Below are 23871 nucleotides of genomic sequence, written 5' to 3' on the forward strand. Positions count from 1 at the left end.
TATGTGGTAAAAAAAACTCCGGGATCGCTCCCGGAGTGCAAGCTAACTTAGTAAAGCGGGGTCATGCCTTACAAAGCAGGAGGAAGGGTTAAAAAGTGTAATAACCACGCAGAGACCAGATTCTCGGCGGTGCAACAAAGCCGTATACTGTGTCTGCGCCAAATGCACCGGACAACGAGGCATTACCAGCAGTGGTAATGTATTGCTCATCAGTTACGTTACGGCCCATTAATTCTATACCCCAGTTTTCAAAATCAATGGACACATTCAAGTCTACGCGGCCAAGGGCATCCTGAACAAAGTCAGGATCCAGGTTCTGATGCACCTTTTGCTCGCTTGAGTAGTTATAGTTCAGGCTGATGTTCATTACGGCATCATCTGAGATATCCACAAAGTAGTTAATATTCATGTTACCTGTGAATTCAGGCGCGTACTGACCGCGTAAACCGGTGTAATCACACAGCCCTGTTTCGGCGTTATAGCGGGCAGCCAGATCCGGATTTTCGGTATCAAACTGTTGGCGATAGTAACAGTTACCGTTGGTGTAGTCGGTAAACTCATGGTCCAGATAAGCGGCTGAGTATGACAGTGTAAGGTCGTCAGTTAAGGCAAATGAACCGTCAATTTCCACACCTTGCATATCCGCATCGGCATTACCCACTACAAAGCCAAGCGTGCCGTCAAACTGACTGACCTGTAAGCCCTCATAAGAAGTGTGGTAAAAAGCAACGTTAAGTTTTGCTCGCTGGTCCCAGAAGGTACTTTTGAAACCGGCTTCAAATGCAGAGGCATCTTCTTCATCAAACTCGAAAGACGTTACCTGATTCGCCCGGGCATCATAGCCACCCGATTTAGAGCCTTTCGACCAACTTGCATACAACATGAAGTCATCCTGCAGGTAATGTTGCACGGTAATGTTCGGATCGAATGCCGTTTCTGAACGTTCGCCTGTCAGGTAATGGCCGTTCGCCTGTTCGCTGTCTATACCAAAATTACCCAACAGTACCGCAGAAGAGAGCGGATTTGTGGTTGGCGCATTGGTATCCAAATCCAGAATATTGATCGACCGGAAACCGGTTTTATCTTCGTTAGACCAACGGGCACCAAGCATAATCTGGGTTGCATCGGTTAGCTGATAAGTTAACTGCGCAAATATTGAGTAGGATTCGGTATCCTGGGCAAATACCCGTGATGAACTAATACCAGAAACCGCCTGGCCAACCGCGGTACTGCCACTTAGTGCGAACAGAGCCGTGGGTAATACACCAGTGTTGGCATCGCCTATCGCAGCCTCGGGTAGGGTAGTGGCGTCTTTAAAGTCCAGCTCACTCTTTTGGTAAAACACACCCGCCTGCCATGACAGAGTCTGTCTGGGATCCGATGCAACCCTGAATTCCTGACTGAATTGCTCGTAATCTTCATCCATAGGCAGGGTTAAAATATTGGCATCAATAAAATCGCAGTCACAGATTTCCTGATAATCGTATTGCAGACTGGCCGTTCTGGATTCAAACTCAAGGTCGCCAAGCAATCCTGTGATTTCAAAGGTAATATTGTCGGAGTGGTTAAAGCTTTCTTCGCCACTACCGGCTCTTACATAGTTGAGCTCGGCTTCGGGGATGGCTTCGTTAAGACCAAAGCCTGCTGTCAGGGTGGTACCAAACGGGTTGCCGGGGTTGCCGATGTCCTGTAAAACTTCGATTTGACGACCAATGGTTTCAAAATCGTTTTTCTCGTATTTAAGTTTTAGTTTCCAGTCATCGTTAAGCAGATAAAGCAGTTTTACCCTGACAGTCTGATCAGAACGATTAGGTTCATCACGGTCCAGAGTCTGATTGTAAATATAGCCGTCTTCTTCATAGTGACGCAGCGCGATACGGCCAAAGAGTTTGCCGTCATACAGCTCGCCATTGAGAATTCCCTGGTATTCGCGGATCCCGAACTCACCAATGTGAGCAGAGAATTTTCCAGCAGTGTACTCCTGCACCTCTGCCGTTGTGAAGTTGAGCGCGCCGCCAATGGCATTTTTACCAAACAGGATACTTTGCGGGCCGCGCAGTACCTCTACCCGCTCCATATCGAAAAAGGGAGCACGACTGAGTTGCTGGCGGGCATAAGAAACACCATCAACAAATTGAACAACGGATTGTTCAAATCCCTGGTTGTTGCCTGAGCCAACACCACGAACGAACATTTGCGTGCTGATACCGGTTTCGGTCAGATTAAGGTTTGGCACATACATTTGCAGATCTTCAATTTTATCAATGCCGACTTTTTCCATTTGCGGGCCACTAAAGGCCTGCACAGAAATAGGTACGTCCTGAATGTTCTGCACTCTGCGTTGCGAGGTAACCTCGATTAATTCCAGTTTAGGTGAATCACTGGTTTCACCTTGTTGAGGAGCCTGGTTACTTTCCTGCGCCATAGCCATCGGTACAGAGGCTAGGTAAGCTGCAGATAAAGCACTAACTATAGGGTTTAATTTCATCTTGTGTTCTCCTGGCGACGACTTCTTTGTTCGGCCATGTTGTTGCTATGAACGATGCGCGTGGAGAGCAAAACTCAACTACGTTCCTCTCATTGCGCCTTCACAATACATTAACACTTGAGTAACAAGCTGGTTGTGTTATAAACGGTCATTATGAGTGTGATATTCGGCCAACTGTGGTTTTTGGGATTTTTTGGAGGTCAAGAGGATGACAATATATCAACCTGAAAAACATCAAAAGTTTGTGAATTCAATGCAGGATGACAGTTTAAGCTCAGGGCGAAAAACCCGGGTCAGTGCACAAAAAATTCAGTTTCTTTACCGGGTCGTTAAAGAGCTGAATCTGCCTTGTGAAGATTTACTAAGCTCGATGGTTAAGCGTTTGGACATTACCCCTAATTACCAACCTACGGTAAAGCTCAGCGATGTTGTCCGTATATATGAAGAGTTATCTGAATGTGGCGTTCCTGCATTAGCCCTGGAAATTGGCAAACGTATTTCATGTGGTGATTACGGGTTATATGGTTGTACTTTATTGTGCAAACGTCAGCTTATTGATGCCCTGCGATTTGCGGTGAAATATCAAACCCTGGTAACCCGCACCACCAGTCTTGTGCTAACCCAGGAAGACGATGATACGGTGTTCTTCGGCTGTGAGGATATTCTTTTTCAACCCGAACTCATCGACTTTAACCTTGAATTGCAGATGTCGATTAACTTCCGTTTGTTCCGCGATATTCTGGGCGACCCTGATTTTGCCCCACGGCGGGTTTTTTATGCTTTTCCTAAGCCAAAGCATCACAAATTATTAGAAGAAGATGCCAAGTGCGAAGTGCTGTATCAGCAGAGCAAAACCGGTGTGGAACTGAGTATGGCAGATGTGCAGCGCGCCCCGTCAAAAACAAACCCGTTGGCAGTACCGCTACTGCTGAAAGTGTGTAATGAGCAAATTCTTGATTTTATGAATCAAAGTGAAACCGTAGAGAAAGTCTATAGCTGGGTTTCACAGAATATTCATAATGATTTGAAAATTGAAAAAGTGGCCGAAGAACTTTGCGTATCGGAGCGAACACTACGGCGCAAACTATCAGAAAACGGTACGTCCTTTTCAGAAATTTGTCTGACCATTAAAAAAGGCTTCGCCAAAAAATACCTGCGGGACACCAAGTTATCTTATGACGATATCTCCGAGTCCCTGGGGTTTAAGGACACCTCAAACTTTCGCCACGCTTTTAAAAGCTGGACAGGACAAACTCCCATGGAATACCGCAATGACTGGGAGCTTCATACCGTTTAACACTAGCCGAATTTAGCGTCGGCGACAAAGGGGTTAGTGGCGCGTTCATGCCCGATAGTGGTTGTCGGGCCGTGACCGGGATACACCGTCATTTGCTCTGGCAGCGTAAACAGCTTTTCGCGAATAGAGTCTATCAGCTGTTGATGATTGCCCTGGGGGAAATCCGTGCGGCCAATTGAGCCAGCAAAAATAATATCACCAACAATCACCGTGTTACTCTGCCGCTCAACTAAGGCCACATGACCCGGCGTGTGCCCCGGACAGTGCAGAACTTCAAGAGTGAGATTGCCTAATGCAATAGTGTCCTGCCCGGTTAACCACTGGTCTGGACTAAAGGGCTGAGTGGGCGGAAAGCCAAACATCTGGCTTTGCTGCTGCAATGCGTCCAGCCAGAACTTATCACCAATGTGCGGGCCGATAACCGGCACATCATAGTGTTTGGCCACCTCAATGGTTGCGCCAACATGGTCAAGATGGCCGTGGGTCAGGATCACTTTGTCGATAGTGACATTATTCGCCGTCACGGCGCTGTATAACTTGTTTGCATCACCACCGGGATCAACCAGAGCGCCTTTCATGGTGGCGGGATCCCAGATTAGTGAGCAATTCTGAGCAAAGGGCGTAACAGGAATAACAAGTATTTTCACGGTGATGTCTGCCTTGGTGATTTGTTGTTATGTTAACAGTAAAAAATCCTCGCTGTCATGTGCCAGAGACACTTCGGGCAGGAATAAAATGGCAATTGATTTATCGAATTTTTTTACCCATTGCTTCGATTTTTGACTGAGTCGAGAGTGTATTTGGTAATACCTGATTATCGGCGCTGATATGCAGGCCTGCACCGCCTCGCCAATATAATAAATGCAGTCACATCGTAAACAGGAGGCGAAAGTGGACGTTTCTCGGGAAGACCTCAAACTTATCATCATGGATTTACTCGACGCGGGTCAGTTTATTAATGACGAAGTGGCGGGCGAAGCGGATAACTGCCGGGTATGCAAACAAACCGCGGTCAGGGCAGGGCTGGATATTATACATCAGGAAGACTGTCCCGTCGGGCGGGCTTATGATGCATTGGGTTATGTATTTTATGGATTTGCCAGGGAAGCCTGACTAATTCACTGCAGATAAACCGGGGCTGGCTAACCAGCCCCTTTGATTTTAAAGGTTTAGAACACTACGGTAACGGTTGCTGAGCAAGTCGTTGTGCCGGTTTCACAAACCTGGTAATCGTAAACCCCACCACCTTTGGTGTTTAGGGCGTCGGTGTAACTGGTAACGCCGCTAACGCTCTGGATTTCGCTGCCGTTGCGGTAGATGGTCATGTCAGCTGTACTGTTAGACCAGCTAAGGTCAACAAATTGTGAACCTTTACTCTTATAACCGCTGGCAGTCAGGGTTAAATCAGTGCCGGTATCACCGCCGCCGTTATCACCACCGCCATTGTCGCCGCCACCGTTTCCACCGGCACAGCCGTTGGCGGTGAGGTAAGCATTGGCATCTGCCGCCTGCACAATACCGTAACCAAAGTAAACGTCTTTACCGGCAGCCCCGCCATCCAACGCCGTCGCTTTAAGTGCTTCACGAATCTCAGTTCCGGTACAGGTTGGGTGGTTAGACCAAACCAAAGCGGCCACACCAACTACGGCTGGAGTAGCCATGGAGGTTCCGCTTAAGTACGCGTAGTCACTGGCTTCTACACTAATGCTTATCGAGGAAGCCGCTACTAATGCAGAACGGTCGGCCAGAGCAGCACCTACTGCCGGAATAGAGGTCGAGTTAGGATCCCCTAAAGTGCCGTAGAGCATGCCATCCACGTTATTGATAATCACGGCGCCAATGCCACCGGAAGCCTCACAGTTTGCCACTTTGTCATGGAAGCTGATAACCCCACGGTCGATCACGCAGATATTACCTGCTGCACCACTATCGGTGGTTTCTGCGGTACCCATAAAGTAGGTATTGCCCGCTGCTGAGCCCATATTTTCCATGCCGGAAGAGGCAAAGTTACTGCCATCTGCCACTAAACCTGAAGAGGTAGAAATGCCTGCTGGAACAGTTGATAAGGTATCTACACCACCTGCTGTAACTTCCACACAAATAGTTTCGTCGGTAGTAACACGCTTACCGCGACCGGATGAACAGCTCGGATACTGCGAGAAATCAGCAATGTTATTGTCAGCATCGTTAGCGCCTACCATCATTACCGATGAGTAGCCTGCAGGATAAGAGCGCACTGAATTGCCGTCGTTACCCGCTGCTGCCACGACCAGACCCCCTGCTGCGGTAAAATCGGCAAAGGCGTTGTCTTCAGTACTTGAAGCACCGCCGCCGCCCAGGCTCATGTTAATCAGGTTAGCACCAGCAGCCTGACAAAGTTGTGCCGCCTGAGCCAGACCCGATGAATAGCCCCAACCGGATTCGTTAAACACTTTGATAATGTGCATATCAACACCTGGTGCCATACCCACCACACCGTAGGTGTTGTCTGCTGCGCCGATAGTACCGGCAACGTGAGTACCGTGCTCACCACCTGCATCAAACCAGTTACCGGTACCCGGGTCGTTGTCGCCGGTAATGTTAGACCAAACAAAGTCCGGGTTAGAGTCATCAAGGCCAGAATCGATAACGCACACTTTCATACCGGCATTAGGGTTAAAGGTAACCTGATCAGCCTGGGACTGATACACCGCATAAGGGGTGATCTGGGTTTGCATCGGATTGCCGGTATCATCGTTAAATAAAGCCGCTGGGTAGCGCTTTTGATCAGCTTCGATCAGCTTAACGTGAGGATTGTTCATCAATCCTTTCACTTCATCGAGAGATTTTCCGCTGAACGTGGCGGCAATAAAGCCATCAGCATCAATATGAATCTGTGCACCGGATTGTTTCGCCAGTGCTTTAATGATGCCTTTTGAGTGATTGTCTACCTGAATGATATATCTGTCGTCGGCCGCTACGGAAGAGGCGCTCACGGCAAGCAGGATTGCTGCCAGTGTAGGTTTTATCGTTGTTTTAATCATATTATTATTCACTTCACTTGTGTTACTTCGAAGGAGCCGAATTCGATTCGGCCAAACTACGTTTTATTATTATCAGGCGCGGAGCCTGTTAAGAAATTATGAAATTAATGAGGCAGGTGCAAGCACAATGAATGAACAATAAGTATAATTTTTCATCCGTATGTTTTTTTGGACAAACAGGCAAGTGACAGGAAGTCCCTGTCACTTAATGATTTTCTTACTCAACACCGAAGTGTTTATCAAAGAAATTAGTGATGGTGTGATATAAATGTATACCTGTCTGTTTACCACGGATACTGTGTTTCTTACCCGGGTAATCCATCACCTCGAAAGGTTTGGCTGCGTCCTGCAGATGTTTATACAACTTGGTACTATGAGTAAACAGTACGTTGTCATCAGCCATACCGTGATAAATCAGCAGCGGGCCTTTCAGTCCGTCTGAATACGGAAATACCGATGATGCATCGTAAGCATCGCTGTCGGTGTTCGGGTTACCCATGTAGCGCTCGGTATAATGCGTATCATACAAACGCCAGGTTGTTACCGGAGCACCGGATACACCCGCCTTAAAGTAATCACCGGCCTTAAACATGCTCATGATAGTCATGTAACCGCCGTAGCTGTGGCCGTGTACGCCAATGCGTTCCTTATCCACATAGGGCAGGGTATGTAAAAATTTAACGCCGGTCACCTGGTCGTCAACCTCAACACTGCCCATGGCTTTATAGATAGGTTCTTCAAAAGCCTTACCACGGTAATTAGAGCCGCGGTTATCAATACTGAATACCACATAACCTTTACTTGCCCAGTACTGCATCAGCAGACCGCGATTACCGCCCCAGGCATTGTTAACCACCTGAGCATGGGGGCCGCCATACAGGTAAACGATAACCGGATGTTTGCCCTCAATCTTCTTCGGCTTATACAAACGATAATACAGGTCAATGCCTTCATCGTTAGTAATGGTACCAAACTCAGGCTCAACCCAGTCAGTAAGATACGGGGTTAGCGGATGGCTTTCATCCAGTGCGTTTTCTTCCAGCCAGGTCAGCTGTTTGCCATCGGCGTTATGCAAACTCACCTGGGTAGGGCGATTAACGGTGGATGAACTATCCACATAAATCGATGCGTCGTGACTAAAGCTGATACCGTGCATGCCGTCACGTTTGGTTAAACGTTGTGGCGTTTTACCTTGCAGGTCGGTTACGTACAGATGACGTTCCAGCGGGGTATCCATGCGGCCGGTAAAGTAAATCTGTCCGGTCTCACTGTTCACCGCTTCCAGTTCATCTACTACCCAATCGCCTTTGGTTAGCTGGCGTACCAGTTTACCTTCGTTGGTAAACAGGTAAAGGTGTTTAAACCCGTCACGCTCTGAAGCCCAGATGAAATGTTCACCGTCATCTAAAAAGGTAAAATCATCATGCAGGTTAACCCAGGTACTGGATTGCTCCTTTAGCACCAGATGTTGTTTTTGACTGGTGACGTCAAAGCTGCGTAATTCCAGTTGTTGCTGGTCGCGGGTTTGCCACTGATAGGTAAAGTGTTCGCTATCCGGCATCCATTTACCACGTGCAATATAGATATCCTGTTCCTCACCGATATCAATCCACTGACGCTTACCGCTGTTAATGTGCTGAACAGCCAGTTTGATGGTGACATTGGGCGTACCGGCTTTGGGGTACTTTTGCTCAATCATCTTAATGTCGTCAGCGTAAATTTCTGAACGGGTAATTACCTCTACCGGCGATTCATCCACTTCGGTAAAAGCAATGTACGACTCATCCGGCGACCACCAGTAACCGGTCATCCGGTTCATTTCTTCCTGGGCGACAAACTCAGCCATGCCGTATTTGATATTGCCAGCGCCTTCGGTAGTGATGGCAGTTTCCTTGCCCGATTCGATGTGTTTGATGTACAGATTCTGGTCGCGGATAAAGGAAATATAATTGCCTTTTGGCGACAGCTTAATATCGGTTTCAAAGGCGTCGGTGTCCAGCAGCTGGCGAGCGCCCGGCTTGCCTAACTGGTGGTAAAAAACATCGCCGCCCATGGGGAATAACAGCGCTGTACCGTCGGCTGACCACTGATAACTGACAATGCCACTACCGGACAAACGCATACGTTCGCGGCGGGCTTTTTCTTCGTCAGACAGGGCTTCTTCGCCTGTGGATAATTCATCTGAATCAAACAGTAAACGGGATGTGCCCGAGGCAATGTTGTATTCCCACAGGTCCAGGCGTTCGTAGTCAGACTGCTTGCCTTGCAGGAAAGTAACCCGTTTACCGTCGGGGGCAACCTGTAAATTGCGGGGCGAACTGCCATCCAAAGAGGGAGATTCATAGATCCGTTCAATGGTCAGCTTTTCAGCGGCAACCGTATTAGTGAGCATAAGGGCTCCAAGTAATAAAGCTTTTTTCATGGATACGCTATTATCTGTCGTTATTAAGGCTTGCTTACCCTGTGTATTTGCTCTGAAATACCGGTATAAACAAGTTGTTGTTATAGTGAGAACCGCAGCAACAGTGGGTTCTTATTTAAAGCTAGAGGATGACACAATTTGGCAGCATTAAAAAGCGCACTTATCTTAGGAGCCAGTGGGTTGGTAGGGCAAAACCTGCTGCGCCTGTTACTGCTTGATCCCCGTTACGAAACGGTCACTTGCTTACTCCGACGGCCATTAGCGCAGCAGAACTACCAGGATCCGCAAAACAAGCTGCGGCCGGTGGTGATTAACTTTGCGGCGTTGGATGACTACCAGGGCTATTTTTCGGTGGATCATGTGTACTGCTGCCTGGGCACCACGCTAAAAAAGGCCGGTGATCTGAAAACCTTTCGTAAGGTGGATTTTGAATATGTGCACGTCGCTGCGCAGCTAGCCAGAGCACAACGCGCTGGTGGCTTTGTCTGGATTTCGTCGGTTGGTGCCAATGCCGCCAGTAACAATTACTATCTGAAGGTAAAAGGGGAGCTGGAAAATGCCATTATGCGTATGCCGCAGTTACCTAATGCCGCGGCCGTTCGTCCGGGCGTATTAATTGGCGAGCGCGCCAATGACGATCGGCCTCTGGAGCGTTTTAGTGCGGGCCTGTTGCAACTGTTAAAGCCCTTGTTAGTAGGGCCGCTAAAGAAATACCGGGCCGTTTATCCTCATCAGGTAGCGCGGGAAATGATGCGTCATCAGGTCTTCTGAGTGTAATGAGTAATCGCAAACCAAAGGGTTTTCAGTGTAAGCAGTTTTTTGTGGCACATGATCAGTGTGCCATGAAAGTCTCAACCGACAGCCTGATCCTGGGCAGTTTTGTTTCCCCGGCAAAGGCCACTCGTATTCTGGACATTGGCACCGGCTCTGGCATCCTGGCTTTAATGCTGGCGCAAAAAATGGTGCCTGAGGCGCATATAGAGGCTATCGATATTGACCAGAGCGCTGTTATTCAGGCGCTTGAGAATGTGCGATTAAGTCCCTGGCCAGAAAACATAACCGTTAGTCATTGTGCGTTGCAGTCGCTATCCGGCGCTGGAGTATATGACCTTATTGTTTCAAATCCCCCGTATTTTGCCGATGCTAACGGACAAACTAAGGCTTACGACACAATGGCCGACGCGCGGGGAATAGCACGGACAGAGCAAACCCTGTCAGTAGCCCGGTTTTTTGCCGAAACGGCACGACTTAGCAACGACAGTGGTAAACTTTATTGTATGTATCCCTGGTTGCGGCATGAGGAAGTCTTGGCTGTCGCTGCCCATCATGGTTGGCATTGTGTTGCCCGGATGCAGGTTCAGCATCGCTGTGATGTTGCGCCCTACTTAGTGATTTACGAATTTAGTCGTGAGGCAGGTCAGTGTAGTGATAGTCAGCTCATCATTCGCGCGGAAGACAACCAGTACACGCCTAAGTATAAAGCGCTGTGTCAGGAATTTTATTTGAATTTTTAATGCGATGGCGGCAAACAGGCACAAAAAAAGCGCGATAAACGCGCTTTTTTATTGCTCGTGAGAGCTTAAGACTTAACCAGAACGGATACTTTGTCGATACCAGCTTCTTTAGCCTGGTTCATTACTTCAACAACAACGCCGTGCTCAGTATTTTTGTGAGCCTGGATTGCTGCGGTATCAGTTGGGTTTTCAGCTAAGTAAGTCTGAATGTTTGCAATAACACGGCGAATGTCCACTTCACGGCCATTCATCATGATAGTGCCAGTCTCGTCAATACGGATTGACAGAGATTTACTCGGCTGGTTTGATGCGTTTTTGTTTTCAGGACGGTTAACATCCAGACCTTTCTCTTTAACGAATGATGTCGTTACGATAAAGAAGATCAGCATGATGAACACAATGTCCAACATGGGCGTCATGTCGACCTGGGCTTCGTCATCCCCAGAAGTATGCTTTTTTCTTTTCATTTCGTTTTCTTGTCTCTAACACTTGTCTGCCTAGTATACTGTTTGTAACAAAAATATGTAGTAATTTGTACAAACAAATATACCAAAAGCGATAAACTTACTGACATAGTCGTTTACTTTCGTTAGAAAGCAACATCATTTTGCGGACAGCGCTACACCCAGTTGGAAGAAATACAACTTATAAGCGTTATTTAGCTGCAAAACCAAAATACCATGATGACAAATGCCAAGTCTAGCCTCTACCGACATTTTTGTGTCTGGATCGGCAATTTTTGCACTGGCGATCCCACCCGTAATACCTTGCACCTTTGGCACCGGTACAGCTGGTTTGATTTTTTAGAATCCCAATAAAGTTTTTATTTTTCAGTACCTTTTTGTTTTCATTCTGAATCTACACAGTGCTGTAGATTTCATTTTTTCCGGATCCCGGGGGCGTATTTTAGTATGCCCGGCGGATCCGGGAATGGGGTGAAATAAGACCAGTTTGCTGGCGGGCTGATGATTAAATCAGCAATTCAGACAGGTTGCGATCGATCAGGATCTGTCCTGGCTTTTTTCTACGGCGGTTCCCAGTAGTCTGAAGTAGCTTGCGAAGAACTGGCCAATTCGAGCGCGTTCATGCTCCTGAGGGTAAATGCCCAGTCTGGCCTCTATACTTTGTTTGGTACCTTTAACCAGAAACTCGTTTTTATAATGGTGATCCTGCACGTAGGCTTCAAACGCGCGGGCGACAACTTCCTGGGGCATGGCGTAATAAAAGCTGCCCAGCGCTTTGTCTGCCTGGGCGCTGTTATTAAAGAAATCACTGGGCTTACTGCTGTGCGGTTTTAAAAAAATATGCTGGTAGCAATCTTCCAGGCGGCTATTTATCGGATGCTCTACAACCTCGTGTTTTTGCAACCACAGGGCAGAGGCGAAATCCTGCGGCCTGGCTGCTTTTAAAAAGCGGGTGGCGATAAAATGATCAAAAGCATGAAAATATTCGTGGGCGAGTGAGCCGGCACCGGCATTTTTAGCCAGCGCGAGGGTGCGGGTCGCAGAATTATAGTGTGCAGAGCTGTGCTTTTGGCCACCTACGCCAAAGGCGATTGATAAGGTACCACGCAAAGAGATGACCTGCTCCGGCACATCCAGAATGGCCATGAGGTCGCATAATGCATCAAAAAACAGATTAGCAGCCACTTGTTGTTCCTGCGCGGAAACCCAGTGGCCAACGCTGGCGGTTCTGAAGCCAAATATTTTCACTATGTCGTTAAACGTCACATCCGCGCCATCACGATGGCTGGGACCATTACGATAAAATTTAGTAAATAGCCTTGATGGTCGCTGGGAGTTGGCAGTCATAGGGAGCAAAAGCAAATCAGAGTAAAGGTGCTAACAGCGATATATTACACCAGCTTGCTACAGTTACCTCGGTAAGATCTTGTCTGTTGGTTTATTTACTCCCAATGTTATCGGATATAAACCTTGGCTGTCACGGTAAACGGCAGTTAGCGTAAATAAAAAAAGCCGGGAGACACCATGCACTTGTCCCCGGCAAAGCTCACTGAAAAAACAATCAGAAAGTTTTAGAGAGCGATAATGTGATTACCCGGCCAATGGGACTGGCGACCTGGGGATCAAAACCACCACCACCATTATCTGACGGTGCGATATCTGCAAAAGGCGGTTCTTCGTCCAGCAGGTTTCGAACAAACAGGCCAACGCGAAGATCCCGACCCATTTCACCTAAGCCATCTTCAAAGGTATATGACGCGGAAAATTCAAACGTAGTGAAGGTATCTATAGTGTCACCGGTGAAGGTATTGGTGTAGCTATTGATATAATTGGCGAAACCGGTCACGCTCCAGTTATCCCGTTGCCAGTTAAGAGAAGCACGCATACGCAGGCTCATTGGGTAGTTAAGATCGTTAACCCGCTCTACCAGTTCAGCATCGGGTGTTTGCGCAACTTTGAAACTGTCATACCAGGTACCCATCAGACTGGCTTTGTAATAACCGTGGTCAGTTTTAAACGGGGCAACAAAGGTGAAGTCGATACCGCTTGCTTCGGTAACCCCAAGGTTCAGGTTCCGGCCGTCTACTAATACTGTAGTGTTGCGGGCTTCGTCTTCACTCCCGCGACGAACGCCCAGGCCCTCGTCTAACAGAGCTGCAACTTCGGCCCGGGCTTCTTCACCACGTAAAATCAAAGACTGAAACATCGCCTCGTCACGAAGCAGGTTGAGGTTACTTAGTTGTCTGTTGATCTGGCCTTCATAGGTTACATCAAAATAGTTGATGGACATTCTTGCGCCACGCAGGAAATCAAATGAATAGTCGATACCCAGTGAGAAAGTTTCCGCCGTTTCTGGTACTAAATTAAGGTTATCGCCTGTGCGGGTTACGCCGCGAATGGTTGTACCCACAGTGGGGTCGAAATAAGGCTGAACAAACAAACTGGCTCCAGCGGCGCTTATTAACTGGGTTAACAGAGGAGCACGGAAGGATTCTCCATAGCTGGCGTGAATCGCCAGGTTGTCATTAACAATCCAGTCCAGACCAATTTTAGGGTTTTCAGTACGTCCTACATCACTGTAGTCATCAATCCGACCCGCTAAATTTAATACCAAACTTTGTATGCCAGTCATACTATTGGCTTCGCCAATGAGTGGAATGTAAAATTCCATATACGCAGATTTAACATCCCGGCTTAAATCGTTCATGCGATAAGGAATGTTTTCGATAGGACCGCGTCCTTGTCCGGTATACAGATCCATGGCGTAGTAGTTAATACCCGCGGCCATTTTTATATCGCCGCTATCTGTGCTGAACAGGGTACCATCTACTTTCAGGCCAAAATCCTGTATGTCGGTTTTGCCTGGAGTATCAGTATACAGATCGAAGATATTCTCAAGCAGTTCGGTTGAATTTGCCGAGGTGCCAAACGGATTGAGTGCCGTGGTTGGATCGCTGCTCGCCAGTGCCGCAGTAAGGTTGCCAGCAACCGGATTGTTGCGTTCGTTAAGCGATGAATCCTCACTGTGACCTATGGTGTAGTAAGTGCTTAATAACCAATCGTTTGGCAGCCAGATATCAAAGCCGCCGGTAACTTGCCAGACATCACTTTCAAAGGTGTTTTTAGTGCTGTTGCCACTAAAGCCCGGGAAGGTATAACCAACATTTACACATCCAACGTTTGGACCGACACCTGCACTGGCAGGGCAGGGATCAAGCGTTACGTCCTGGGGGGCAACAAAATAGGCATTAGTTTCAGGAACCAGCAACAAAGCATTGTAAGGTTGCGAATATCGTTTGCCTTCGCGAGTTGCTATTAGCATGTCGGCAAAAAATGCAACATTGTCAGTAACGTCCTGGTTTAAGGTAACGACTGCGCTTGAGAATTCGCGTTCCGGTAACAAATCAGTACTGTTTGACATGTTGTCACAGAGGTTCATTGTCCCTGCTTCCAGGTTATCTGGGGTTGCCCCGCCAGACGGGATCGCGTAACTGTTTCCGCCAACAAAAATGTTTCCGGGAGCACAGTTATTGATGCGGTAGTCTTCTCCACCTAACGAGGTTAGGTCTGCGCGGTAAAAATCCCGATCACCACCAAATAAATTACTGCGAAAACTATTTTGCATTGCTACGGTAACTTGCCCTGAATCCCAGGTTTTCCCTGCAATTGCACCAATTTGGTATTCGCTATAGTTATCGCCGCTTCCATACTGAGCTTCTACCTGAGCTCCTTCGAATCCTCTGCGCAATATCAAATTTGCCACGCCGGCAACCGCATCTGACCCATACACCGCGGAGGCACCATCTGCTACAACCTCTAAACGCTCCAGCGCGATAGACGGGATCATTGAGGGGTCGAAAGCGGCGCCAGCGGTATCGGTAGAAACAACCCTGCGGCCATTCATAATGGTCAGTGTTGCGTAGGGGCCAATCCCCCGAATATTGATGGCATTTGAATAGGTTATATTTGTCGCACCGCCATTACCGCTGCGCGACGCATCCGATACACCAAAACCGAATATTTGCGGAGTTTCTCTTAATACATCAATGGTGTTAACCGAGCCTGAACTCTCTATGAACTCGCGGTCTAAATCGATGAGTGATGAACCAACAGGGGCGGCGCCCCGAATACTTGTTCCGGTAGACGTAACAGTAATAACCTCCGGCTCGGGCTCTTTGGTCGGTTGCGGATCGTTGGATTGTTGCTGGGCAACGGCGTAAAGCGGGGTAGCCAGAGTCCCTATAAGTGCAACAAGTGACGAATAAAGCGAAATTCGCTTGATTTTCATACATAGCCTCCAGACAAACATCTTGTCTTGCTGTGTCATTCCCTATCTTTCATTGCCTGTAAATGCCACACGGCGATACAACGATTCAGGAAGTACCCAATACGCTTATTAAAAAAACGATAAAGGAAAAACACCTTTTTGTTATTCAAGTGTTAATTGAAAGCTAAATGGTTTGTCATGTCAACTGTATTGTTGCAATACAATGTGCAAATGTGTCACTTTATTTTAACACGGTGAATATCCGGTCTAGCAAAGCCTTAAGCAGGTTAAGTTCACTTTCACTCAATTGGGCTAATGCAGTTGCTTCGGTTTCTTTAAGTCGTGCGAATAACAGGTCGAGAAACTCTTCGCCAGCCGGGGTAGTGTATAAGGCGTGTCTTCGACGATCTATTTTCGAGGGTTTACGCACTGCATGGCCTTTTTCCTCTAATATATCAATAATTTGTACAGCGCTTGATTTGTCCAGGTTAGTGATTTTACATATCTGGTTTTGCGAGATGCCGGGATTGGCAGAAATCAATGCTAAAGCACTAAACAGACCGGTGCGCAGATTGTATTCCGTGGTTGCGGCTTCAAATGCTTTAACCAAGTGATTCTGTACACGTCGCATGCGAAATCCGATGTAATCACCCAGGCGGCCTAGTTCTATTGATTCTTCTCTGGTCACGGTTATACCTTTTGCTCGCTTTATATTTCAATTTCGCGCCATTCTTATCGAACTTAATAGTTTGATCTGCAAACTGTCGATCTGTAGATAATGGCGCTCTTAACGTATGTCGTTCATTAACTTGCAAACACAAAAAGCAATGCTAAGTTGGTCGAATTTAAAGCTAATGCTCTGCGGCTTATGTTGCCTGGGCAATCTGCTGAAGAATAAAAGTGTCTGTCTCCGCGCCCCTGGTTACCACTCTGTTATCTATCTTTGTGTTCACTTATCTCTGCGCTCTTGTCCCGGTATCTACAACATGTACTCATCACCAGGTTTTCAACTGTAATTACCCGTGTGCTGCTGAATATGGATTGTTTTGTAAGCTGCTTTATACAATTAAATCTATTATCAGAAGGTTAGTGTTGTCAACATTTTGTTAACAATTTATTGTAATGTGGTGATACTACTTTGCTTTTTTGTCTTGATATTATGTTGCTAATATTTATGGGTTTTTACCCCTTTTTTGAAAAAGGGTGAAGTCTGTAGTTAATTCCCAATGTTATTTTTTGGTTATAGGGTGTTCTGATGGAGTCTGTCGAGCACTGTTTTAAGCCAGTTTAATTCCGTTAACCTTAACTCGTTTATTACGTTTGCTTCGGCGTCTTCTACCAGAGGAAATAATTCATCGAGAAACTGAACACCTGCAGACGTTATAAATAATGCGTGTTTGCGTCTGTCTGCTTTTACTCGTTTACGAACAGCATAATCACGGGATTCAAGCGCATCGATAATATTTACCGTGGTTGCACCATCGAGGCTCGTTATTCGGGCAAGTTCCCGTTGAGAGAGGCCTGGATTGTCAGCAATGACCGACAAAGCACTAAACAATCCCGGGCGTAACTGATGCTCACTTGCGGTAGTGTAAAAAGACTTTGCCAGTTGTGATTGTACACGTCGTAATAAAAAGCCGGTGCAGTCGCCCAACCGGCCCAGAATTAATTGTTCATCCCTAATCATATCAATCGTGCTAATAAAGCAGGGGGAGCTGATGTTTTGTCAGCTCCCCTCTGTGTCGTTAAAACGCTTTTGATACTGACAGGGTGGCTACGCGGCCAATTGGGTTAGCTACCTGCGGGTCGTAACCACCACCACCACTTAAAGATGGCGCGATATCAACAAATGGTGGCTCTTCATCCGTCAGGTTACGGATAAATAAGCCCACTTTTAAGTCCTTAGTGAAATCACCCATGCTGCCATCAAAGGTATAAGTAGCAGAGAACTCATACGTGGTGAAGGAGTCGATACTGTCACCAGTGTAGGTGTTAGTGTAATCATTAATGTAGTTTGCATAGCCGATCAAGTGCCAGCCGTCACGCATCCAACTGATAGATGAACGAGTTCTAAGTCGCATCGGATATTCGATGTGATTAACTTCGTCAACCAACGGAGAAGTAGGGGTTTGTGCAACTTTATACGACTCAAACCAGGTACCCATAACAGTAGCCTTAAAGTCGCCTACATCCGTCTGGAAGGGAACTGATACACTAAAATCAATACCGCTGGTTTCGGTGGTACCCAAATTATTACCACGACCATCGATCAACACCGGCGTGTTAAGCACATCGTCTACAGGGCCTAATACACGTGTTCCGGATGCTATTAGCTCGTTAACACGGGCAGTTGCTGCCTCGCCGCGCAGAATAAGCGAACCATAAACATCTTCTTGACGTAAGATATTCAAATTAGCCAGTTGACCAGAGATTTGACCTTCATAAACCACATCAAAATAATTGATAGACATGGTGGCTCCGGGCAGTGCTTCAAACTTGTAGTCGATACCCAATGAGAACGTTTCGGCGGTTTCTGGTACCAGATCCAGGTTATTACCCGTAAATGCAACACCTCTTACAACGGCATCGACAGTTGGATCGTAATAGTTCTGGGCATAAAAATTAGAGCCGCTTGGCGAATAAACCTGGGTTAACAGTGGTGCCCGGAAAGACTCACCATAGCTGGCGTGAAAAGCCAGATTGTCATTAACTTCCCAGTCAAGACCCAGTTTAGGGTTTTCGGTACGACCAACATCGCTGTAGTCATCGATACGACCAGCTATGTTTAACACTAAGCTCTGAACGCCGGGCATGCTGTTGCCGTCACCGATAAGGGGAACATACAATTCAGTAAAGAAAGATGTCACGTCCCGGCTAAGAGGATTATCGCGGAATGCAATATTTTCTCTGGGTCCCCGACCGTTCATTAACGTAACATCATTTTCTACATAATTAACGCCGGCAGCCAGTTTCATGTCGCCACCTGGCAAGCTAAACAGGGTGCCATCTACTTTGGCACCAACTTCAAACAGCTTGCCTTCACTATTAGGCACAAAGTGACTGTTCAGAACGTCGTCAATTACTGCTGGATTCGTTGCAGATGTATTAAACAAATTTAGCGCGGTATTAGGATCACTGCTGGATAATGCAGGAACCAGTGCGGCGGTATTTATGCCTCGAAACTCTTCAAACGTATCTTCGGTATTTTCGCCATAGGTAACGAATGCATTGAGTAACCAATCACCCGGCAGCAAGTAATCGATACCGCTGGTAATTTGCCAGGTTTCGGTATTGTAGGTACTGCTGACTGGTTGATCAAAAGAATAATCTACTCTTACACAGCCAACATCAGCGCCTACGCCTGAACTTGCTGGGCAAGGATCCAAAGGTACGCCAGCCGGAGCAACAAAGAATGCATTGGTTTCTGGTACTGCGAAGGTGCTTCCGTTTGGTGTGCGATCACGCTGGCCATCACGACGGGTCATCAGAACATCGGTAAAAAATGAAAGATTATCCGTAATGTCCTGATTATAAGTAATTACGCCACTTAAAAATTCCAGCTCTGGCAGCAGGTCGGTATAGTTGGTGGCGATATCACAGCGATTAAGTGTGCCAGCAACGAGGTTATCGGCTGTAGCACCACCTGCCGGTATTGCATAAGTCTCCCCCCCCAGATAAAGGTTACCAGGCGAACAACTGGTTACGCGGTAATCGCCACCGCCCTGATCAGTTTGATCGGCACGGTAAAAGTCACGGTCGCGACCCTCTAATTTACTGCGGTAAGAATTTTGGAAAGCGACAGTCACCTGACCTGAATCCCAGGTTTTACCGGCGATAGCGCCGATTTGATACTCGTTGTAGTCTGAACCTGTACCATATTGAGCCTGAACTTCAGCTCCTTCTACGTTACGGCGTAAAATCAGGTTAGCAACCCCGGCAACCGCATCAGAACCATAAATAGCAGAGGCACCATCGGCAATAATTTCAACCCGTTTTAGCGCTATGCTAGGGATAGTTGATGGATCTACGGTTGCACCAATTGAGCCCTGAGGCACCATTCGACGACCATTTAACAGGGTAAGAGTGGCATAGGGACCGATACCACGAATGTTTACTGCGTTACCGTAAACGATATTAGAAGACCCACCATTACCATTCCGCGAGGCATCATTTACGCCTAAGCTAAACACTTGTGGCGTTTCACGCAAAATATCAACCGTATTGATTGACCCAGAGTTATCAATGGTTGATCTGTCCAGTTCAATTAATGAAGAACCAACCGGGGCTGCGCCACGAATACTCGTACCGGTGAAAGAAACCGTGATGACTTCGGTTTCTTCATCGGTTGGTTGTTCTTGCGTATCTTGTTGGGCCGCCATACCAGTGGCGCTATGAGCAGCTGCGAGTATAGCCAAAATAGAGGTGCATAGCGTGGAACGGGTAAACTTCATTATGTGTCTCCTACCTGTGTGTCCAAAATCACTTTATTTCTGTTGGCTTTCCATACTTTTAGTGGATGCAGCCATACAATAAAGCTTATAAATTGTACTGTGTTGTGTTCTAGCTGGTAGCTAATCTAGATTCTATAGGTTCACTTTGTCAACAATATGTTTACATAATTTTAATATGCGCGGCCCTTTAAAAATAGGGGTTTTTGTTTTTTTGGCTGTGGTTTAGTAATTTATTTGTGAAGATTTTTTTATGCTTCCTAACAAAAATTCAGGAGGTTTTCTCTTTGTGGGTATGTATGGTTTGCATACTATAATTGTGGGGGGTTTTTGTTTTAACTGAGAGGGAGAATGCTTTCCTTGGTGAGGCAGAAAACCGTTGAATGCAGATTACATAGTTGGTCTACAGGTGACTGACAGTAAGCATAAGGTAGGAAAAGGATATTTGGTTGGTTTTGCCAACTATCTTTAAAGAGATTAATTTGAGATAGATGATGTGTGGTTGTTGTAATAAGAAATATGGGCTGAACATCAGCCTGAAAATGAGTGCCGGGTTGTGTTGGATCGCTCTAAGCTAAATAGAAAAAATTAATGGCGATTACCCAAAACTTATACCGTGTCTGAAAGGCTGGATAGCTTTCTTGCTTATGCTAAAACAAACAGCGCTGTATTGATTCGAATAGATACTGTAAACAAGGTGACTTGAGACTGCTAATGTCAGAAGTCGGCAAAGAGGCGGATATTAGTGCGTCTGAATAAGTGTCTGTCTCTTTTGAGGCCGCTCATTTTTTATGAGTTCTGTCTGTTCATCTCAAAACACACCTGTTTAATCAGAAAGTGTTTTCGAGTGATTTTGTTTTATGTATGGTTGTGGTACTAATTTGTTGGGGTGGGACTTTTACCATTAATTAACAAGGTGGTCTGGTTTATCGCAGTAGACCTGGTTAAGAGACATACCCGTTAAGGCAGGCAAGACATAAAGTGATATTGCCTTAGTAGCAATAGAGAACTGATAAATAAGGACACAAGCCAGTGAATAAACAAAACATAGATTTTTACTTTGACTTCATTTCGCCGTTTGGTTGGATTGCTGCGGAAAGAATTGTTGAACTAGCCAGGCAACATCAGTGCACAATAAACTGGCAGCCATTTTTATTAAAAGCAACGGTAGTTGATGCGATGGGGATTAAGCCATTGCTACAAACACCCCTTAAGGGACCTTATGCACTGCATGATGCCAGGCGCCAGGCCAGGTATTACGGTTTAAAATTGAGCGAGGCGGCAGGCTCGGGTCAACTTTTCAATTCGATCCCCGCCGCGCAAGCCGTGTTGTGGGCTAAAGAGCATCATCCTGAATTAGTTGAGGAGTTGGTGTTAGCGCTCTATCGACGCTGGATGTGCGAAGGTAAAGAAATTGCCAGCGCTGAAGCTGTGGTGTCGGTAGCGGCAGATTCAGGTATTGAGCAAAAGGCACTGGCAGCAGCACTTGAGGATCCCAAGCGTAAAGAGTTGTTGCGACAAAACATAGAACAAACCATAAGCAAAGGCGTTTTTGGCTCTCCGACCATGGTTGTGAACAACGAATTGTTTTGGGGTAGTGATAGGGTTGATCAGGTATTTGAATGGATTGAACAAGGCGGCTGGTAATGGCGAACAGACAGAAAATCCAGCCTGTAACTGTTCAGCACAACCACCTTGGGCATTGCTGTTATAGCGGTGAATTGTTGTAAGTTTTGACATATTTGTGAATCGCCTAACCATTATCACTGATATTTATATTTTTGTATCATTTTATGGCTGATATTTTTTTTGCAGCCTTAAAATATATATAAATCATGTGGTTAGATTGTTTTTTCGGCTAATTCCTTAAATGTTATTAATCTTATTTTTATGTTAATTATCTTGTAAAGCTATTGTTAATTATTCTTTTCGTGTTATAACTTTGTATTGTAACTTTACATTATTTTGGGGTTGCAGGTGTTTGGCATTCACGTGTGATGCTAACTATCGCAAAGACAAACTATTATTTTGAGCGAAAGGATTACCGCATGACTATTCAATCGGGACTGCCGAAGGTTTCACCCAACGCCGGCGTCTTAAGTAGCGATACGGGTAAGTGGACAGGTCAACAAATATTCATCATGGTGATGCTCCTGCTAATCATGCTGTCAAATTATCTCGACCGTCTGGTTATGACTATTGTTCAGGAGCCAATAAAATTAGAAATGGGCCTGACTGACTTTCAGTTGGGCTTAATCACAGGGCCTGCATTTGGCATCCTGTATGGTCTTTCTGCAATTCCTATTGCCCGGTTAGCTGATAAGTATGACCGGATTACTATTCTTAGTGTTAGCCTGGCAGTATGGTCGGGGTTCACCATGTTATGTGCAGCAGTAGGTTCTTATGCTCAATTATTTGTGGCCCGGATGGGCGTTGGTGTAAGTGAAGGGGGCGGTGCGCCGTCTGTCTACTCTTTAACTTCAGACTATTTTGGGCCGCGTCAACGGGGATTTGCCATTGCCGTTTTAGGTATGGCCACACCATTGGCTGGCTTTATCGCCCCCTTAGTGGGAGCCTATGTAGCGCACGAATATGGGTGGCGTTGGGCGTTTATCGCGGTAGGCATTCCTGGTCTTATTATGGCTGTGGTGTTTCGAATTTTGGTTCGAGACCCGCGTAAAGCGGCCAAGAAAGAGGCTGATGCTGCTGCCAGTACCGAAACTGCTGCAACTAACGCAGAAGAGGTAAAAGCTAAAATTGAGGATTCCACTCCGTCTACATTTATAGAAGACATGAAGTGGTTAGCTACCAGCAAAACATTTGTCGCCATATTTATTGCTACCGCTACTGGTGCCACGGTAATGGTGGCAACTCTGCTTTTCACGGCTTCATTTTTACTGCGTAAATTTGGTCTGACACTGCAAGAAGCGGGTGTTGTACTGTCACTTGGCCTGGGTGTTGGTGGACTCACCGGTGCGCTGTTAGGTGGCTGGATTTCAGATCGCTTCTCTGGTGCCCATGGTCAGTCTTATATGGTTGTTCCTGCGGTGGGTGCACTAGGGGCCGGTATCCTGTTCTTTTTTGCCTATTCGGTGGATTCCTGGGAAATGGCGGCGGCGCTGGTTATTGCAGCCACTATTTTCCAAACCATGAAAAACGGGCCAAACTTTGCCGCTATTCAAACACTGGTGCCAGCCAGAATGCGGGCAACAGCGTCAGCGGTATTATTGATTGCCGTGACTATGATTGGCAGTTCAAGTGGCCCACCTTTAGTTGGTTTTATCAGTGACCTGATCGCAGTAGGCGCATTTCCGGAAGCCTTCGGACAGTTTTCAGAGCAATGCTCTGGCCCGGGAGTGGCTAATCTTGCTGCTGAAGTTAAACAAGCCTGTAACGCGGCTTCATCAGAAGGCCTGGAGCTGGCATTACGTACCATTGCTGTTTTGTATATCGTACCGGTAGTTCTTTACGGTATGGCAGCTAAAACAATGCGTCTTAAAATGGACTAAGTCGTATCAGAGCAGCGGAGTGTGAAAACATGCTCCGTTGCTTATTTTTAAGACCACCAAAACACCCTCCTTTTAACTGCTTTTGAATCACTATGTCTTATTTGCATCGCCCACCGCACGAATAATTAGGCTTTACCTGCACTTGCTAAGTCCTGCAGGGTAAACAGATATCTGATAGTTAGCTAAGAAGGCTCCGCGCTAGATAAATAGCGGGGAAAGGTTAATGACACAGGGATTTGCCAACGCGCAAAAGCAGTCATGCATGTTCTTTCTGGAAGACGAGTTGGTTCGTAAACTGGTCATTGGCTTGTTGCACTGCTAATGGTAGCTATGAGCGAGTAGTATATATTTTCAGTACCCTATCCAAAACCTGAAACAACCCCTGTTTGTCATCCCTGAATCGCAGCGCGATATCAGGGATCTCCTAAAGAGGCTGGTT

The 23871-nt window shown here is 46.6% G+C and carries 17 protein-coding genes; 6 read left to right on the forward strand and 11 right to left on the reverse strand.

All coding sequences use genetic code 11. The features are described 5' to 3' along the window. Positions 1–88 precede the first annotated feature (88 nt). Positions 89–2488 carry a TonB-dependent receptor gene (locus tag BFC17_RS17975; protein ID WP_070177854.1) on the reverse strand — a complete coding sequence of 800 codons (2400 nt, stop codon included), beginning with the start codon at positions 2486–2488 and terminating at the stop codon, positions 89–91. A gap of 208 nt (positions 2489–2696) precedes the next feature. Here BFC17_RS17975 and BFC17_RS17980 point away from each other — a divergent pair, with 208 nt between their 5' ends. Then, entirely contained in the window at positions 2697–3785 is a 1089-nt protein-coding gene (locus BFC17_RS17980) for an AraC family transcriptional regulator (RefSeq protein ID WP_070177855.1), read from the forward strand. Positions 3786–3787: 2 nt separating this feature from the next. Here the strand turns inward: BFC17_RS17980 and BFC17_RS17985 are convergent, their stop codons facing one another. After that, the gene (locus tag BFC17_RS17985) at positions 3788–4432 is read right to left on the reverse strand and encodes an MBL fold metallo-hydrolase (protein WP_083271810.1); all 645 of its coding nucleotides are present in this window, start codon (positions 4430–4432) and stop codon (positions 3788–3790) included. 244 nt (positions 4433–4676) lie between these two features. Between BFC17_RS17985 and BFC17_RS17990 the strand changes: the two genes are divergently transcribed. Beyond that, positions 4677–4898, forward strand: a complete 222-nt coding sequence (locus tag BFC17_RS17990; RefSeq protein ID WP_139142120.1) for a hypothetical protein — start codon at positions 4677–4679, stop codon at positions 4896–4898. Between the two features lie 56 nt (positions 4899–4954). Here the strand turns inward: BFC17_RS17990 and BFC17_RS17995 are convergent, their stop codons facing one another. Both BFC17_RS17995 and BFC17_RS18000 read right to left on the reverse strand, forming a co-directional pair. Continuing rightward, positions 4955–6808 carry a S8 family serine peptidase gene (locus tag BFC17_RS17995; protein ID WP_070177858.1) on the reverse strand — a complete coding sequence of 618 codons (1854 nt, stop codon included), beginning with the start codon at positions 6806–6808 and terminating at the stop codon, positions 4955–4957. 217 nt (positions 6809–7025) lie between these two features. Further along, a complete protein-coding gene (locus BFC17_RS18000; RefSeq protein WP_070177859.1) occupies positions 7026–9230 on the reverse strand; it encodes a S9 family peptidase in 2205 nt (734 codons plus the stop codon). 138 nt (positions 9231–9368) lie between these two features. On the opposite strand from BFC17_RS18000, the gene BFC17_RS18005 reads away from it, so the two are divergent. Both BFC17_RS18005 and BFC17_RS18010 read left to right on the forward strand, forming a co-directional pair. Next, positions 9369–10001 (forward strand): NAD-dependent epimerase/dehydratase family protein, encoded by a 633-nt coding sequence (locus tag BFC17_RS18005; RefSeq protein WP_070177860.1) that lies wholly within the window; start codon positions 9369–9371, stop codon positions 9999–10001. A gap of 5 nt (positions 10002–10006) precedes the next feature. Further along, entirely contained in the window at positions 10007–10744 is a 738-nt protein-coding gene (locus BFC17_RS18010) for a tRNA1(Val) (adenine(37)-N6)-methyltransferase (protein ID WP_070177861.1), read from the forward strand. A gap of 65 nt (positions 10745–10809) precedes the next feature. Here BFC17_RS18010 and BFC17_RS18015 read toward each other — a convergent pair whose 3' ends face one another. The 7 genes from BFC17_RS18015 to BFC17_RS18045 form a co-directional block, all read right to left on the reverse strand. Then, positions 10810–11211, reverse strand: a complete 402-nt coding sequence (locus BFC17_RS18015; RefSeq protein ID WP_070177862.1) for an ExbD/TolR family protein — start codon at positions 11209–11211, stop codon at positions 10810–10812. Positions 11212–11346: 135 nt separating this feature from the next. After that, positions 11347–11517, reverse strand: a complete 171-nt coding sequence (locus BFC17_RS22640; RefSeq protein WP_175439594.1) for a hypothetical protein — start codon at positions 11515–11517, stop codon at positions 11347–11349. A gap of 228 nt (positions 11518–11745) precedes the next feature. After that, positions 11746–12555: a CLCA_X family protein gene (locus BFC17_RS18025; protein WP_070177864.1), complete on the reverse strand. Its 810-nt coding sequence runs from the start codon at positions 12553–12555 to the stop codon at positions 11746–11748. 214 nt (positions 12556–12769) lie between these two features. Then, positions 12770–15496: a TonB-dependent receptor plug domain-containing protein gene (locus BFC17_RS18030; protein ID WP_070177865.1), complete on the reverse strand. Its 2727-nt coding sequence runs from the start codon at positions 15494–15496 to the stop codon at positions 12770–12772. Positions 15497–15716: 220 nt separating this feature from the next. After that, complete coding sequence (locus tag BFC17_RS18035) at positions 15717–16163, reverse strand: MarR family winged helix-turn-helix transcriptional regulator (protein WP_083271812.1); 447 nt, start codon at positions 16161–16163, stop codon at positions 15717–15719. Between the two features lie 552 nt (positions 16164–16715). Beyond that, positions 16716–17162, reverse strand: a complete 447-nt coding sequence (locus tag BFC17_RS18040; protein ID WP_070177867.1) for a MarR family winged helix-turn-helix transcriptional regulator — start codon at positions 17160–17162, stop codon at positions 16716–16718. Positions 17163–17220: 58 nt separating this feature from the next. Continuing rightward, positions 17221–19926: a TonB-dependent receptor plug domain-containing protein gene (locus tag BFC17_RS18045; RefSeq protein WP_070177868.1), complete on the reverse strand. Its 2706-nt coding sequence runs from the start codon at positions 19924–19926 to the stop codon at positions 17221–17223. 1029 nt (positions 19927–20955) lie between these two features. Between BFC17_RS18045 and BFC17_RS18050 the strand changes: the two genes are divergently transcribed. Next, positions 20956–21570 (forward strand): 2-hydroxychromene-2-carboxylate isomerase, encoded by a 615-nt coding sequence (locus BFC17_RS18050; RefSeq protein ID WP_083271813.1) that lies wholly within the window; start codon positions 20956–20958, stop codon positions 21568–21570. Between the two features lie 401 nt (positions 21571–21971). Further along, positions 21972–23432 (forward strand): spinster family MFS transporter, encoded by a 1461-nt coding sequence (locus BFC17_RS18055; RefSeq protein ID WP_175439595.1) that lies wholly within the window; start codon positions 21972–21974, stop codon positions 23430–23432. Positions 23433–23871: the final 439 nt, after the last annotated feature.

It is taken from the genome of Marisediminitalea lipolytica, assembly GCF_001758465.1.
In the GTDB taxonomy this organism is placed as follows: Bacteria; Pseudomonadota; Gammaproteobacteria; order Enterobacterales; family Alteromonadaceae; genus Alteromonas; species Alteromonas lipolytica.

Bases quoted from the DNA above. Each gene is read 5' to 3' on its own strand.
- BFC17_RS17980 (WP_070177855.1), top strand. From the start codon at position 2,697: ATGACAATATATCAACCTGAAAAACATCAAAAGTTTGTGAATTCAATG.
- BFC17_RS18055 (WP_175439595.1), top strand. From the start codon at position 21,972: ATGACTATTCAATCGGGACTGCCGAAGGTTTCACCCAACGCCGGCGTC.
- BFC17_RS18040 (WP_070177867.1), bottom strand. From the start codon at position 17,162: ATGATTAGGGATGAACAATTAATTCTGGGCCGGTTGGGCGACTGCACC.
- BFC17_RS18000 (WP_070177859.1), bottom strand. From the start codon at position 9,230: ATGAAAAAAGCTTTATTACTTGGAGCCCTTATGCTCACTAATACGGTT.
- BFC17_RS18025 (WP_070177864.1), bottom strand. From the start codon at position 12,555: ATGACTGCCAACTCCCAGCGACCATCAAGGCTATTTACTAAATTTTAT.
- BFC17_RS17995 (WP_070177858.1), bottom strand. From the start codon at position 6,808: ATGATTAAAACAACGATAAAACCTACACTGGCAGCAATCCTGCTTGCC.
- BFC17_RS18045 (WP_070177868.1), bottom strand. From the start codon at position 19,926: ATGAAGTTTACCCGTTCCACGCTATGCACCTCTATTTTGGCTATACTC.
- BFC17_RS18010 (WP_070177861.1), top strand. From the start codon at position 10,007: ATGAGTAATCGCAAACCAAAGGGTTTTCAGTGTAAGCAGTTTTTTGTG.
- BFC17_RS18015 (WP_070177862.1), bottom strand. From the start codon at position 11,211: ATGAAAAGAAAAAAGCATACTTCTGGGGATGACGAAGCCCAGGTCGAC.
- BFC17_RS18030 (WP_070177865.1), bottom strand. From the start codon at position 15,496: ATGAAAATCAAGCGAATTTCGCTTTATTCGTCACTTGTTGCACTTATA.
- BFC17_RS17975 (WP_070177854.1), bottom strand. From the start codon at position 2,488: ATGAAATTAAACCCTATAGTTAGTGCTTTATCTGCAGCTTACCTAGCC.